Origin of the sequence: Mesorhizobium sp. M3A.F.Ca.ET.080.04.2.1, assembly GCF_003952525.1 — a bacterium.
Taxonomy (GTDB): Bacteria; Pseudomonadota; Alphaproteobacteria; order Rhizobiales; family Rhizobiaceae; genus Mesorhizobium.
The window spans coordinates 4,665,276-4,679,187 of the sequence record NZ_CP034451.1 but is presented as its reverse complement, the minus strand read 5'-3'; the positions used below and the strand labels follow the sequence as shown (position 1 = coordinate 4,679,187).

The window sequence follows — 13,912 nt, the reverse complement described above, 5'->3', positions numbered from 1 at the left end:
GGCGCTTCAAGACAGGGAGAACCATGCGCGCGCCGCTGCAGCAAATCGAGACGTCCAGCGAACTGCCGCGATCCGCGGATGCGGTGGTGATCGGCGGCGGCATCGTCGGCGTCTTCGCGGCCTACTACCTGGCGCGGCGCGGCGTGAAGGTCGCGCTCGTCGAAAAGGGCCATATCGGCGCCGAGCAGTCCTGCAGGAATTGGGGGTGGTGCCGGCAGCAGAACCGCGACGCCCGCGAGCTGCCGATGGCGACCCGCAGCCTCGATCTGTGGGACAGCTTTGCGGCGGAAACCGGCGAGGACACCGGCTTCCGCCGCTGCGGCCTGCTCTATCTCAGCAATGACGAGGCGGAGCTGGCCGGCTGGGCGCGCTGGCGCGACTTCGCCAGGACCGCCGGCGTCACCACGCATATGCTGGACGGCGCCGAAGCCAGCGAGCGTGGCCGCGCCACGGGCCGGAGCTGGAAAGGCGGCGTCTTCTCGCCGAGCGACGGCACGGCCGATCCGTCGCAGGCTGCGCCCGCCGTCGCCCGCGCCATCCTCAAGCTCGGCGGCAGCGTCAACCAGAATTGCGCCGCGCGCGGCCTCGAAACCGAGGGCGGACGCCTGAGCGGCGTGGTCACGGAAAACGGCACGATCCGCACCAAGGCGGCGATCCTGGCCGGCGGTGCCTGGGCGTCCTCCTTTTGCCATCAAGTCGGCTTCCGCTTTCCCCAAGCCTCGATCCGCTCCTCCATCATGTCGGTCTCGCCCGGTGCCGAGGGCCTGCCGGACGCGCTGCACACAGCGAAGATCTCGTCCACGCGGCGCGGCGACGGCGGCTACACACTCGCCATAAGCGGACGCGGACGCGTCGACGTGACGCCGCAGCAGCTGCGCTTCTCCCCCCAGTTCCTACCGATGTTCCTGAAGCGCTGGCGCAGCCTCGCGCCCGGCGGGCTGGAGGGTATGCGCTCGGGCCACGAAACGCTCCAACGCTGGCGGCTCGACCAACCGACTCCGATGGAACGGATGCGCATTCTCGACCCGGCCGTGGACCAGGGAACCATTCGCCTGATCCACGCTCGCGCGCTCGACCTCTTGCCGGCACTGCGCAAGACCAGGATCAGCGCGGCGTGGGCCGGCTACGTCGACAGCACCCCGGACGGCGTGCCCGCCATCGGCGAAATCCAAACCGTGCCGGGTTTCATCCTGGCTGCCGGATTTTCGGGACACGGCTTCGGCATCGGTCCCGGCGCCGGGCACCTGCTTGCCGATCTCCTGACCGGGTCGGAACCGATCGTCGATCCGAAATCCTACGATCCGCAGCGCTTCGACGCTTCGGCCTGGGGCAAGGTTGCCGACTTCTGAGGCAATTCCGGGAAAAATGCGTAGCGGTTTTCCGTCCGGAATTGCGGCAAAAGTCCCCGTGAAACGGTGAACTGCTCTAAGGTCCGTTGCCTCCGAAATCGCATCAGTCTTCCCGCAGAAATGCGCCGATGGGCACGGGCCGGACAGGAGCCTGCCCACGGAACCGGCCGACGGCGTCGGGCGTGCAGCCGGCTCTCGCTGCGACGAGTTCGGCAGCCGCCAGTTGGCAATAGCGCCCCTGACAACGCCCCATGCCGACCCGTGATATTGATTTGACCCTGTTGGCCTCGCCGCCGAGATCCGCGCCGTCGCGGACGGCTCCGGCGGTCACGTTCTCGCAGCGGCAGGCGATCGCGTCGTCGGGGAGTGCCCGCACCATCGCGGCCGGCCACGGGAAGGCGCGGGCCAGCCCGCGGGCAAAGCGTTCCAGCCGCGCCAGCTTGCGCAGATCGGGGCTGGCCGAGGGGGTTCGATGCCCGAGATCGGAAAGGCACGCCACCGCAGCCAGTCGTCCCGCGATCTCCGCTCCGTCCGCCCCAAGAAGACGGACACCGTCGCCTGCAAGGTAAACTCCATTGCCGGCCCGGCCCAACTCGTCGGTCTTCGGCAGCCACTGTTGCCACTGTTCGTCATAGGCGAAGGCGCATCCCGCAAGGTCGGCCAGATGCGTCTCCGCCCGCAGGTGCCAGCCCAGGCCTATCATGTCGCAAGGTGTGAAACGCTGGTGTCCGCCGGCATCGCGCCAGCGCAAGGCGGTGACACCCTGCCCCTCGCCCTCGACCCGCTCGGGCGTCACGCCGGCATGATAGCGGCGGCCGAGCCTCATCCGCAGGGCCAGGCCGCGCAACGCCACCACTGGCCGGGCGGCCAGCCCCAAGAGGCCCCGCATCTGCTGGCGCCAGGAGGAGGTATCGAGCACCGCCGCCACATTGGCCCCAGCCTTGACAAGCTGCGCGCCGACCAGCGTCAGCAAGGGCCCCGATCCGATCAGCACGATCCGCCGCCCAAGGGCCACGCCCTGCGCCTTGAGCGCAATCTGCGCAGCGCCAAGGCTGTAGACGCCGGCGTGCTGCCAGCCAGGGACCGGAGCGACTCGGTCGGACGCGCCGGTGGCGAGGATCAGGCGGTCATAATCGATGACCTGAACGCCACCCTCTCCCAGCAGGTGCAGTTGCCTTCCATCCGCGGCGATGACCGAGCTGCCGGCGCAAAAAGTGAGCCGCCCCTCTTCGGCCAACCGGTCGAAGAGGGCATGCAGCGCCCGCGCCTTCGCCGCTTCGGACCCATATAGCTGCTCTGGCGTGCGGACGAATCCGGCAGGCGGGCGGCGATAGATCTGCCCGCCCGCGCGATGCCCCTCGTCGATGACCACCGGGTGAAGCCCGGCCTCGACCAGCGTCGCGGCCGCCCTTATGCCGGCCGGACCGGCGCCCACGACGACGATCCGCGGCGCCTCGCTCACGGCCAGTTCTCCGGCGGCGTCGTGCGCAACCGCATGCCTGCAGCGACAAGGGTTGTGCAGGCGCGCAGGCGCGATCCCGCTTCCTGCCACACCCAGCAATCCTGGCAGGCCCCCATCAGGCAGAAGCCGGCGCGTGGCTCGGGGCCGAACTCGGAGTGCCGCAGCGCGTGCCCTGACGCCAGCATGGCGGTCAGCACGCTGTCGCCGGCCAGCGCACCACGCATCTGCCCGTCAAGAAAGAACTGCACCTCTGCCCGGTCGCGCTCGGCCAGCCGGACGATGCGGCCGGCCGTGGTCATTCCGCGGCCTCTCGCACAGCGTGCGGCCGCGGCAGCTCGGGAAAGCGCTCGCAAACCGCGTCGAAGGCTGCCTGCACGCCCTCCGGCCCGGAGCGGCCTTTCATGCGGCGGAAGATTTCCGTCTTGGCAAAGAACCGCCAGTGGATCGGCAGCGCATCCAGCAAAGCGTGAAGCCGGTCATAGGCAGCGGACGTCCACTGCGCTTCGTAGCCGTCGCGCTCCGGACCGAAATGGAAATGTCCGTCGGACGGCTTTTGCCGCGCGCGCAATTGCTCCGTCGCCTTCTCGTCGATCTCGCCGTCGCGGATGGCGACGCCGTAGTCGCTCTCGGCCGCTTGCGGCGAGACATAGCCGCGCCGTACGTCCTGCGCGACCCGCCAAGGCTCGCGCTGATGCGGATTCCCGCGCCCGCCGCCGCCGGCCGAGCGGATCTCGAGCACGTCACCGGGCTGCAGAACCGCCGTGTCGATATTGCCCAGCCGCCGCTCGTGGCCGCTGCCCGGATTGACGACCATGTCCGACAGGCCGGCCGCCTTGCCGCCCAGCACGCCCCAAGGTCGGAAGAAGCTGCGGTCACGATTGCGCGCCGTGATCCTTGAGTCAGGGGCAAAGACCCGGAAGGCCATCTCCGTCGCCAGCCCGCCGCGCCAGCGGCCCGCGCCGCCGCTATCCTTGGCCAGCCCGTATTTCACGAATTCGACCGGGGTCTCGGTCTCGGTGATCTCGATCGGCGTGTTCTTGAGATAGGCGGCATCGGCGCCCGACCCGTTGGTGCCGTCGCGATGCGGCATCGCGCCGCCGCCACCCACCACCGGGTTAACCGCCGCGATGACGGACCGGCTGGTGCGCTCATCGATAGTCATCACGTTGACGATGCAGTTGTTGCCGGCCGGGGCCGCCGGCAGCCGTTCCGGCACCGCTTGCGAGAAGGCGCCGAAAATGACCGAACGCAACCGGGCGCAGGTGAGCGAGCGCATGCCCACAGCGGCAGGGTGTACCGGATTGAGCACCGAACCTTGCGGGGTGATGCAGGTGAACGGCCGGGTCAGGCCGGTATTGAGCAGGATCTTCGGGTTGAGCGTGTAGAGCACGTAATAGACGCCGACCAGCAGCATGGTGTGGCGCGGATCGCCTCCCGAAGGCACGTTGAGCGAGGAGCCGAGCTGCGGATCGGAGCCGGTGAAGTCGAGCACCGCCTCATCGCCTTTGATCGTCAGTCTCAGCTTCAGCCGGCAGGGATTGGCCTCGACCGAATCCTCGTCGGCATAGTCGGCGAACTCCCAGGTGCCGTCGGGCATGGCGCGCAGCACGTCGCGGGCCTGCGCCTCGGCATGATCGAGCAGAGCGGCGACGCCTTCGACGAAGCCGGCCTTGCCGAACTTCCGCACCATCGCCTGGATCTTGCGCTCACCGGTGTTGAGCGCCCCGACCAGCGCCTTGATGTCGCCGATGTTGAGGTCGGGCTTGCGCACATTGGTGCTCATGATGCGGAGGATCGTCTCATCGAAAACGCCCTCCCGCACCAGCTTCATGGGCGGGAAACGGATGCCTTCCTGATGGATTTCCGTCAGCGCCCGGCTGAGCGAGGCCGGCACCGCACCGCCCATGTCGGTGTTGTGGATATGCCCCCCGGTCCAGGCGACGATCTCGCCGTCGACGAAGACCGGCTTCCACAGATGCGTGTCGGGCGCGTGCGTGGCGACATGACCGGAATAGGGATCGTTGGTGAAGGCGACGTCTCCGGGCCGGTAGTCGTCGACCATCGCGATCGCGCGGTGATAGGAAAGCCCCGGATACCAGGTGGCGCCGAGCTCCATCGGCACGGCGAAAGTTGCCCCTGAACGGTCCATCAGCATCACCGTGAAGTCCTGCGTCTCCTTGACGAAGGCGGAGTGCGCGGTGCGGTGCAGCGTGTGGGCCATGTTCTCGGCGGCCGCGCGGGCATGGTTGGCCAGAACCCGAAGGTTTGTGCGGTCGAACATGTCGTCACTCCGCGAAGGTCAGCAGAAGGTTGAGATGGCGGTCGACGCGCGCCTGCGTCCCCGCAGGAATGACGAAGGTGGTGTCTTCCTGCACCACCACGGCAGGTCCGTGGAAGGTGCTGCCGGGTACGAGCGTCTGCCGGTCGTGGAGGTCGACGGTCTCGACGCTCAGGCCGGTATAGACAGGCAGCCGGCGCGCCGGAACGGTCGCAGTGTCGATCTCGTCGATCTCCGGGAAGGAGAGCGCCGGACCTGCGCCTATTGCCGACAGTCGGACGTTCACAAGCTCGATCGCGCCCTCCGGGTCATGGAAATCGTAAAGCTGCTCATGTGTGCGGTGGAAGGCTTGCTCGATGCCGGCGGCGTCATCGTCGGCCAGCCATTCTTGCGAAAGGACGACCTCGATCTCATAGCTCTGCCCGACATAGCGCATGTCGCAGGAGAGATTGAGTTGCGCGGTCGCATCGTGCCCCTGCGCCGCGAGCCAGTCGCGGCCCTCTTGCGCCAGCACCTCGAAGGCTTGGCGGATCGCGGGCAGCGACGCGGCCGATAGCGGGCTGAAAATGGTGCGGATGAAGTCCCCGCGCAGATCCGCCACCAGCCCGCCCAGTGCCGACACCACGCCGGGGCGGCGTGGCGCCATGACACGCTTCATGCCGAGCTCGCGCGCGAGGAAGGCGCCGAGCATGGGGCCGCCGCCGCCGAAGGGCATCAGCGTGAAATCGCGCAGGTCGACGCCGGCGCGCGAGGCGAGCTTCTCGACCCCGACGAACATTTCCGACACCGCGATGTCGAGGATCGCCTGCGCGGTCTGCTCGAGCGGGCGGCCAAGCCGGGCGGCAAGCGTGCCGACCGCACGATGCGCCAGCCCGGTGTCGATCCTGAGTTGGCCATAGGCCATCTCGCTGTGGCCAAGCCATCCGCACACCACCATGGCGTCCGTCACCGTCGGCTGCGTGCCGCCGCGACCGTAGCAGGCTGGCCCCGGCGTCGAGCCCGCCGACTCCGGCCCGACCCGCAGCACGCCCTGCGCATCGACGCTGGCGATCGAGCCACCGCCGACGCCGATCGAGCTTACCGACACCGACGGGATATGGAGCGGAAATTCGCCGATCAGCTCGCCGGTCCCGAACTGCGCCTCGCCGCCGATGATGAGCGCGAAGTCGGCCGAGGTCCCGCCGATGTCGAGGGTGAGCACCTTGTCTTCGCCGGCCTGACGCGCGAGCCAGGAGGCGCCGATGACACCCGAGGCGGTTCCCGACAGCAGCATGTTCACGCAGGCACGCTTGCCCTCGGCAGCGTTCATCAGCCCGCCGTTCGACTTCGTCAGCATCGGGCGGGCCGGCACGCCGCGGCCGTTCAGCCGCTCTTCCAGCGCCGTCAGGTAGCCGGAGACGCGCGGATGGACATAGCCGTTGAGAATGGCGGTCGAACTGCGCTCATATTCGCGGATGACCGGCCAGACCTCGGCCGAAGTGAAGACGAAGAAGTCGGGCGCAAGGCCTGCGATCGCCGCCTTGACCGAGGCTTCCTGGGCTGCGTTGCGCCAGGCATGCAGGAAGGCGACGATAATCCCTTGCGCCCCGTTCGCTTTCGCGGCAGCGACCGCGCTTTTCACAGCCGCCATGTCAGGCGCCTGGGATTCGCTTCCGTCGGCACGCATGCGCGCCGGAATGCCGAAGATCATGTCGCGCGAGATCAGCGAGTCCGGCCGCGAGCAGAACAGCGAATACATATCGGGCATGCGAAGCCGCGCGAGTTCGATCACGTCCTCGAAGCCGGCATTGGTGAACAGCGCGAGCGGCGCGCCCTTGCGCTGGATGATGGTGTTGATGCCGACGGTCGTGCCGTGCACGAAGCGCGTCGTATGGGTGGGATCGAACCCTTCGCGTTCGGCCAGAAGGGTGAGACCCGTCATCAGCTCGGCGCCCGGATCTTCCGGCGTCGTCAGCACCTTCAGCGAAGCCACTCGCCCGGAATTTGCTTCGAGCGCACAGAAATCGATGAACGTCCCGCCGATATCGACGCCGACTTTCCAGTCGGCTCCGTTCCGCGCTGCATCCGTCGCGATGCCACCATCCATGATGCGTCCCTTCCTGTCTGCCAACCCGAAGCTGACACAACTGGATGGTTCGGGTCCAAGACGTTTGATGGGCAAGGATATAAGCCTTGCTTATGCTCCTGGGTGCTGTCGATCCAGGATGGCGGCACAGGCCGCGCGAATTTCATCCCGCATCATCTCATCGGCCCGCGAAAGCGCCCGGGCGCGCGAGGTGAGCAGCGCGATCGGGAACTCCGGTCCGGCCGCCAGCGGCCTCACGGCAAGCCCGGCAAACTGGTGCCATGGCAGCAGCGCGTCGACGAGGGCGATGCCCAGGCCGGCCTGAACGAAGCCTACCGCGGAGATGGAGACGTCGATCTCCAGCGACGGCGAAAGCGCCGCGCCCTCAGCGCGGGCCGCGTGGGCCAGTTCGTCGGCCGGCCGGGTGTTGCCGCGATAGGAGATCAGCTCCTGCCCGACCAGATCGGCGAGCGTCAGCTCGGTTTTCCTCTGCAGCTCATGCCCGGCGGGCAGCAGGCACGCGAAGCCGACGCTGCCGATCACCTCCGCCTCGATGTCGGGAGGCAAGCGGTCGTCCATGGCGACGCCGAGGCTGGCATCGCCGGCGCGCAGCATGTCGACGATCGCGGCGATCGGCGCGCTATGGGAGCGCAGCAAGATGTTGGGATGCTGCGCCCTAAATGCGGTGAACGCGCGCGGCAATATCGCCATGGCCGGCGGCGGCGAGGCCGCGACCCGCACCAAGCCCGCTCGGCCGAGACGCAGGTCGGTGGTCTTGCGGCGTAGGCCCTCGAGCCCGGCCGACAGCCTCTCGGCATCGGGAAAGATCTCAAGCGCCTCCGGTGTCGGGCGCAGCCGGCCCTTCACCCGCTCGAACAGCGTGAAGCCGAGCTCGTCCTCGGTGTGAAGCAGCACCTGGCTGAGCGCCGGCTGCGAGATGTTCAGCATCCGGGCCGCGGCGGTCACGGTGCCCGCGCGCATGACGGCGATGAACACTTCGAGCTGCCGGGCCCGCATTGCCACTCCATAGGTAAAGCTTATGGCTCTTGTCCAAACCCATCTTTGACGCAATGCCACGGCGGCGACAAGATCGCTCAATGGGTCGGGTGTTCTCAAGGGGCCGCTATGGATGTGATCGTGCTGGGCGGCGGGCTGATGGGAACGGCCTCGGCCTATTTCCTCGCCAGGCGCGGCGCGCGCGTGACGCTCATCGAGCGTAACCGCATCGGCACCGGGGCGACGGTTGCCTCCTTTGGCAATATCCGGCGCACCGGGCGCCATGTCTCTCAGCTCCCGCTCGCCCACCGCTCGCTCAGCCTGTGGGGCGAGGCCGAAGAAATGCTTGGCCGCGACGTGGAGTTCCGCGCCACCGGTCATATCCGGCTGATATTCGATGAAGGCGGACTTGCCGACATGCGCGCCTATGCTGAAGCCGCGCGACCCTGGGGGCTTGGGCTGGAGGAACTCGGCCCGCCCGAGATTCGCGCCCGTTTTCCCGGTCTCGGTCCCGACGCGATCGCGGCCTCGTTCTCGCCGCAGGACGGCAGCGGCAACCCGCGGCTGATCGCCCCGGCCTTTGGCGAGGCCGCCCGTAAGCTCGGCGCGCAAATCATCGAGGAAGCTGCCGTCGGGAAGATCGAGCACATGGGCTCCGGTTTCCTGGTCGCCACTTCAAAAGGTTCCTTCGGCGCCGGATGCCTGCTCAATACGGCCGGGGCCTGGGGCGCGCGCATCGCCGCTGCGTTCGGCGAAGAGGTTCCGCTTGACGCGCGCGGTCCGCAGATGGGCGTGACCGAGCCACTGCCCTACCGTGTCCTGCCGGTGGTCGGCATCTGGACGCGCGACAAGGAGTATGGCGCCTATCTGCGTCAGGTCGAACGCGGCAACATCGTTTTCGGCGGAGCAGCCGAAAGGGTAGCAGTGGACCTCGATCCGGGCCATGCAGTCGCCGACCCCATGCGCCTGCCGGCGCAGTTGCGCGCCGTCGCGCGGCTGCTGCCGGCAATCGCAAAGGTCGCAGTCATCCGTACCTGGTCCGGCTGCGAGGGCTATATGCGCGACATGCTGCCGGTCATGGGCCGCTCGGCGACGACGCCGGGTCTGTTCCATGCCTTCGGCTTCAGCGGACACGGTTTCCAACTGGGTCCTGGCGTGGGCGACGCCATGGCCGAGCTCATCACCACCGGCCGATGCGAAACGCCGCTCGATGATTTCAGCATCGATCGCTTCAGCCGCGCCGCCTGACGTGCGCCGATTCCTTCGCCGGAACCATCGCCCGGCACAAAGGTTCAGTCCTCAGACTTCGAGCCATGGAAGGAAAGACGATGCGAACGTTGACGATGCTGCTCGCTCTTTCAACCTTTGCCCTGCCGCAGCCCGCTCTCGGCCAACGCGCCGATCCGCAGCCGCCGCAGACCTTGCCGCCGGCTGGACAGCGCTCGCCCGAACCGGCGCAGCAGCCTAGGCAGGGCAATCCAAGTCAGGGCGTCACCAAGGTCATAGTGGTCGCGATGGAAGACCTGCCGGCCGAGATCAAGGCCCAGGCTGAAGCCATTGTGACCAGGACGACCGCACAGGACTTGGCCAAGCTGCAGAACTCGGTCGATGCTTCGCCCGAAGCGGTTTCGGTTCTGCGAGCGAATGGCCTGAACTCCTCTCAGGTGGTCGCCGCCAATATCGATGGCGACGGCACGTTGACGCTGATCATCCAGGCAACGACCTGATCGGCGCGCTTGCGGCGCGATGCCCGACCGCCACTGCGGCGGGGGGCACAGTTAAATCGCAAAACGAGCAAAGGGCGACAGGCCGCCCTGCCGGCCCCGTGAAGAGGTCCGGCATCTCCCCCGCTCCCACGAGGCCGCGGCCCTGCCTTGAGAGGCCTTGCCTCTCAAAGAAGGTCAGTCGTCTTCTCAGCGCAGGAACACGCCGCGCAGCCAGGCAAAGAAGCCGGCGCCCGGAGAGATCGCCGCGCGGACGCGGGACGCAGCCCAGCGAGCCGGCAGGCTGGCGCCGACATGGCAATGGCAGACGACTTCGTGCAGTTGCCAGTCGCTGAGCTCGAAGAAGCGTTTCGCTTCACCGTAGCTGTCGTCCTTCAAGCCTTGCGCGCGAAAGACCGGATCTTCGAAGGCGACGGTCATCGGCGAGCCAGCCGAACGCATCTTCTCGCGTACGTCGGGGGTCGCGTATTCCGTGCCGGCAAGCGCGGTCAGGCGTCGGCCCGGATCCTGCTCGAGAAGTTGTGCCCAGCGTTCGAGGCGCTGGCTTCGATTGGCGAAAAGAACCGTCGCTTCGGTGCGAACGTCGGCAACGGCATTGAGTTGGTCAACGGTTTGATGCTTCACGGCCGCCTCCTATATCGGCAGATGCCCTCCAAAACCATAAATGGAACTAAGGCGCGGCGTGTGGCCGGCAAGGGCCGGATGCACGATGTGATGAAATGACAACACGCGCTGGCGATGCTTTCGACAATGGGCGGGTTCGCACCGGGAACTATCGGCCGTCGTGATCCGTTCTGCCAACCTCAGCCTTCGCCACGCAATCCGACGAGAAAAGCCGCAAGGCAGCGCGCTGCGTCTTGGTCGCGCCAGCAGGATCTTCGGTCCTAGCGGATCCGACTTCCCTGCCGGCGCCCTGAGCGAAAGGAAAAATCACCTTGGCCATCCTTCCCAATCCCGACCCGACGCCTATACCGACTCCGCCGCCGATCCCCGACCCGAAACCGATGCGCGAACCGGACCCGGAACAGCTTCCGGACGAACAGCCTCTCCCCAATCCGGATGAGAACGATGCGCCACCGAAGCGCCTGGGAGCCGCCCATGCTTCATTCCTGGGGCAGAACAAATACTTGGACAAGGTCGGCCCTTCTCTCGGGGTTGAGGCCCAAGTCTGCAGGAGCCGATGAGAGGCGGTGGTCGCGCGGGGGGCTAGGCCGCTCTACTGAACTGGCGCCACTCCACGTCCCTAACCGCCTTGCGCCTCTGCGGCATTCGGGTCGCCGGGCGCCGTCGCCCAGGCAAGTTCCACCAGCGTCACCGTCCGACGCCCGGCGCCGTCGATCTGGCAGACGATGAGGCCTTGCTCCTCGATATAGTCGAGCAGGCGACGCGCCCGGCGAAGCGAATGCGAGCCATAGGCCCGTGCGATGGCCGGATCGCTCGGACAGGGCTGGCCCTCCTTCGCAGCGCGCGCGATCATCATGAACACGCCCTGCATGTCCTCGGGCAGAAGCGAGGCGCGCACCGAGACATCGCGCCAGGCGTCGTCCTCGGCCATGTCGGAGCCGACGCCGGCGCGGGCGCGCGTCAGCATGCGCCGAAACTCCGAAAGGTCGGGCACGACCGAGGCGAGCCCCTCGATCCGGCAGCGAACCACGAATTCCTGGTAGAGCACGCCGATGACGCGAAAACCCGCGTCAGGCTCGGCAAGTATCGCGCGCAGGATACGGTCCATGCGCTCGCGCCGCTCGGCCAAGTCCTCGGCGCTCGGCGCCGGCTCCGCCGGCTCGGGACGGATGTCCAGCGGCGCGGACTTGGCCGCCATCAGTTGGTCGAGCAAGTCCGGCGAGGGCCGGCGCTGCGGCCGGACCGTCTCGGGCGGCGGCGCCGCGAGAATGATGGCGCGCGCGTCCTCGAGCGCCGCCTGCGGCAGCGGCATCAGCCGCGGCGTGCCGTTGCGCGGCTGGGTTTCGGTCGACCCGATGCGCACGCCAAGCGGCCTGCGCGACAGGGCCGGGCCGAGCGCCATGAAATGCCCGCGTTCGAGGTCGCGAAAAGCCTCCGCCTGCCGCCGCTCCATGCCGAGCAGGTCGGCCGCCCGCGCCATGTCGATATCGAGAAAAGTACGACCCATGAGGAAGTTGGAGGCCTCGGCGGCAACGTTCTTGGCGAGCTTGGCCAGCCGCTGCGTGGCGATGATGCCGGCGAGCCCGCGCTTGCGTCCGCGGCACATCAAATTGGTCATGGCGCCGAGGGAAAGCTTGCGCGCCTCGTCCGAGACCTCGCCGGCGACGGCCGGCGCAAAGAGCTGCGCTTCGTCGACCACGACCAGCATCGGATACCAATGGTCGCGCGCGACCTCGAACAGCCCGCCGAGGAAGGCGGCGGCGCGGCGCATCTGGTTCTCGGCGTCGAGCCCTTCAAGATTGAGCACGGTCGAGACGCGGTGGATGCGCGCCCGCTCGCCGGCCGCCTGCAGGCCTCGTTCGGTGTGATCCTCGGCATCGATCACCAAATGGCCGTAACGCTCGCCGAGCGAGACGAAGTCGCCTTCGGGATCGATGATGGTCTGCTGCACCCAGGGCGCGCTCTGTTCCAGCAGCCGGCGCAGAAGATGCGACTTGCCTGAGCCCGAATTGCCCTGCACCAGCAGGCGGGTCGCCAGCAGTTCCTCGAGGTCCAGAGCCGCCGGGGCGCCGGCGCTCGTGTGCCCCATCTCGATCGCAACCGTCATGTCTCGACTCGACTAGTCTCCCTGCCCCGCAGGGCTTACCAACCGCAGCGCAATGCGTCGAGCATGGGGCGCGACCGTCGCGCGGTGTTCCACACCTATGGGCTGGTGTCGGCAGCTGGCGCCAGCCTCTCTGGTCGGACCACCATTTCACTGGCGCAATCCAACCATTGGCGTATCATCCTTCCGGGGAGGGTTCATGGCAGGAGGAGGCCAATGAACGTCGCTGCGGAAGTGGTCGTCGTCGTCACGGCGGCGCAAGATCTTGTTTCGTGTGCGCTTTCGAAATACCGCGCCGGCGACACCATCTCGACCCGCGCTATGCTGGACGCCGTTCGCCGCTCCGATCCGGCCTGTGAAGACAGCGACGATCACCTGATCGAGCTCATCGTCATGACCGCCGTTGGTAAGACCATGGCTGTCGTGTTCGATCACCGCTCGGCCGAGGAAAGGCTGCCGCGCATTTCCTGAGATCTTCGTTCATCCGAACTGGGTAGCTTCTCCCTCGAAACTTCCTGAAGCCTGTGCCGGCGTTGTTGGTTCGATGCTCCCGCGGAGGATCCGCTCCCGTCGGAAGCAGGGGCTCTGCAGGTCGGAGACCACCGGCTCTCCAGCCCCTATCAGGATCGCGCCGACAAGCGTAAGGGTCCCGAACATAGAGAGCCGCGCGAGTGCGGTGGACTTCATTCCGAACAGGAGGCTTTCCTTGCCAAAGCAGTGTTTTGGGACTTCGCATGTCCCGCTCTCGCCCGCCGTGCGCGCCGGCGACTTCGTCTATGTCTCCGGTCAGGTGCCGGTGGGACGCGACGGGATGGTGGTCAAAGGCGGCATCGCCGAGCAGGCCGAGCAGGTGCTGCAGAACGTCAAGGCGGCGCTGGCGCTCGCCGGCTGCACCATGGACGATGTCGTCAAGACCACGGTATGGCTCGAGGATGCCCGCGATTTCGGCACCTTCAACACCGTTTATGCCAGGCACTTCCCCAAGGACCCGCCGGCGCGCACAACGGTGGAGGCGCGCCTGATGATCGACATCAAGATCGAGATCGAGGCCGTCGCCTACCGGCCGGTCTGATTGCGAAAATAGCGACGTTTCATCCGGCGGCGCCAGGCAGGGACGATGATGGAATTGCGTAAAATCCGAAGGCGATGGCCATCTTCATTTCCATCCAAAACGAGGCGATCAAAATCAGGAAAAACAGCCGGAAAAGAAATTTGCGGCTGACCCTTTCACGCAAGAGCAGGCAGACGACAGCTGCGATGCCCGGCCGCAGCAAGCGCCAGCAGATCAATCACAACGCTTCGCGACGACA

Annotated in this window: 13 protein-coding genes; 5 read left to right on the top strand and 8 right to left on the bottom strand. The window is 67.1% G+C overall.

The features are described 5' to 3' along the window. Positions 1-23 precede the first annotated feature (23 nt). Positions 24-1,349: an FAD-binding oxidoreductase gene (locus EJ074_RS22340; RefSeq protein WP_095804288.1), complete on the top strand. Its 1,326-nt coding sequence runs from the start codon at positions 24-26 to the stop codon at positions 1,347-1,349. 103 nt (positions 1,350-1,452) lie between these two features. Here EJ074_RS22340 and EJ074_RS22335 read toward each other — a convergent pair whose 3' ends face one another. From EJ074_RS22335 to EJ074_RS22315, 5 genes are all read right to left on the bottom strand, one after another. After that, complete coding sequence (locus EJ074_RS22335) at positions 1,453-2,817, bottom strand: NAD(P)/FAD-dependent oxidoreductase (protein ID WP_095804898.1); 1,365 nt, start codon at positions 2,815-2,817, stop codon at positions 1,453-1,455. After that, positions 2,808-3,110, bottom strand: coding sequence for a (2Fe-2S)-binding protein (locus EJ074_RS22330; protein ID WP_095804289.1), 303 nt, complete (start codon positions 3,108-3,110; stop codon positions 2,808-2,810). Before EJ074_RS22330 ends, EJ074_RS22335 begins: the two co-directional genes overlap by 10 nt. After that, complete coding sequence (locus EJ074_RS22325; protein WP_095804290.1) at positions 3,107-5,092, bottom strand: hydantoinase B/oxoprolinase family protein; 1,986 nt, start codon at positions 5,090-5,092, stop codon at positions 3,107-3,109. Before EJ074_RS22325 ends, EJ074_RS22330 begins: the two co-directional genes overlap by 4 nt. A 4-nt stretch (positions 5,093-5,096) precedes the next feature. Beyond that, a complete protein-coding gene (locus tag EJ074_RS22320; protein WP_129553798.1) occupies positions 5,097-7,175 on the bottom strand; it encodes a hydantoinase/oxoprolinase family protein in 2,079 nt (692 codons plus the stop codon). Positions 7,176-7,265: 90 nt separating this feature from the next. Beyond that, positions 7,266-8,171 carry a LysR family transcriptional regulator gene (locus EJ074_RS22315; protein ID WP_095804292.1) on the bottom strand — a complete coding sequence of 302 codons (906 nt, stop codon included), beginning with the start codon at positions 8,169-8,171 and terminating at the stop codon, positions 7,266-7,268. A gap of 108 nt (positions 8,172-8,279) precedes the next feature. Here EJ074_RS22315 and EJ074_RS22310 point away from each other — a divergent pair, with 108 nt between their 5' ends. Together EJ074_RS22310 and EJ074_RS22305 are read left to right on the top strand one after the other, a co-directional pair. Continuing rightward, on the top strand, positions 8,280-9,398 hold the full coding sequence (locus tag EJ074_RS22310; RefSeq protein ID WP_129553797.1) for an FAD-binding oxidoreductase: 1,119 nt from the start codon (positions 8,280-8,282) through the stop codon (positions 9,396-9,398). Between the two features lie 80 nt (positions 9,399-9,478). Beyond that, on the top strand, positions 9,479-9,877 hold the full coding sequence (locus tag EJ074_RS22305; RefSeq protein WP_095804899.1) for a hypothetical protein: 399 nt from the start codon (positions 9,479-9,481) through the stop codon (positions 9,875-9,877). A gap of 186 nt (positions 9,878-10,063) precedes the next feature. On the opposite strand, the gene EJ074_RS22300 is transcribed toward EJ074_RS22305, so the two are convergent. Both EJ074_RS22300 and EJ074_RS22290 read right to left on the bottom strand, forming a co-directional pair. Then, positions 10,064-10,498 (bottom strand): hypothetical protein, encoded by a 435-nt coding sequence (locus tag EJ074_RS22300; protein ID WP_095804294.1) that lies wholly within the window; start codon positions 10,496-10,498, stop codon positions 10,064-10,066. Positions 10,499-11,117: 619 nt separating this feature from the next. Next, a complete protein-coding gene (locus EJ074_RS22290) occupies positions 11,118-12,605 on the bottom strand; it encodes an ATP-binding protein (RefSeq protein ID WP_095804295.1) in 1,488 nt (495 codons plus the stop codon). A 213-nt stretch (positions 12,606-12,818) separates the two neighbouring features. Between EJ074_RS22290 and EJ074_RS22285 the strand changes: the two genes are divergently transcribed. Next, positions 12,819-13,073: a hypothetical protein gene (locus tag EJ074_RS22285; RefSeq protein ID WP_095804296.1), complete on the top strand. Its 255-nt coding sequence runs from the start codon at positions 12,819-12,821 to the stop codon at positions 13,071-13,073. Between the two features lie 235 nt (positions 13,074-13,308). Further along, positions 13,309-13,674, top strand: coding sequence for a RidA family protein (locus tag EJ074_RS22280; RefSeq protein ID WP_095804298.1), 366 nt, complete (start codon positions 13,309-13,311; stop codon positions 13,672-13,674). 19 nt (positions 13,675-13,693) lie between these two features. Here EJ074_RS22280 and EJ074_RS22275 read toward each other — a convergent pair whose 3' ends face one another. Next, positions 13,694-13,891 carry a hypothetical protein gene (locus EJ074_RS22275; protein ID WP_095804299.1) on the bottom strand — a complete coding sequence of 66 codons (198 nt, stop codon included), beginning with the start codon at positions 13,889-13,891 and terminating at the stop codon, positions 13,694-13,696. Positions 13,892-13,912: the final 21 nt, after the last annotated feature.

What these genes read in the sequence shown, in the direction of transcription:
- EJ074_RS22330 (WP_095804289.1), bottom strand. Translation starts at nt 3,110, where the DNA reads ATGACCACGGCCGGCCGCATCGTCCGGCTGGCCGAGCGCGACCGGGCA.
- EJ074_RS22315 (WP_095804292.1), bottom strand. Translation starts at nt 8,171, where the DNA reads ATGCGGGCCCGGCAGCTCGAAGTGTTCATCGCCGTCATGCGCGCGGGC.
- EJ074_RS22305 (WP_095804899.1), top strand. Translation starts at nt 9,479, where the DNA reads ATGCGAACGTTGACGATGCTGCTCGCTCTTTCAACCTTTGCCCTGCCG.
- EJ074_RS22310 (WP_129553797.1), top strand. Translation starts at nt 8,280, where the DNA reads ATGGATGTGATCGTGCTGGGCGGCGGGCTGATGGGAACGGCCTCGGCC.
- EJ074_RS22290 (WP_095804295.1), bottom strand. Translation starts at nt 12,605, where the DNA reads ATGACGGTTGCGATCGAGATGGGGCACACGAGCGCCGGCGCCCCGGCG.
- EJ074_RS22285 (WP_095804296.1), top strand. Translation starts at nt 12,819, where the DNA reads ATGAACGTCGCTGCGGAAGTGGTCGTCGTCGTCACGGCGGCGCAAGAT.
- EJ074_RS22325 (WP_095804290.1), bottom strand. Translation starts at nt 5,092, where the DNA reads ATGTTCGACCGCACAAACCTTCGGGTTCTGGCCAACCATGCCCGCGCG.
- EJ074_RS22340 (WP_095804288.1), top strand. Translation starts at nt 24, where the DNA reads ATGCGCGCGCCGCTGCAGCAAATCGAGACGTCCAGCGAACTGCCGCGA.
- EJ074_RS22320 (WP_129553798.1), bottom strand. Translation starts at nt 7,175, where the DNA reads ATGGATGGTGGCATCGCGACGGATGCAGCGCGGAACGGAGCCGACTGG.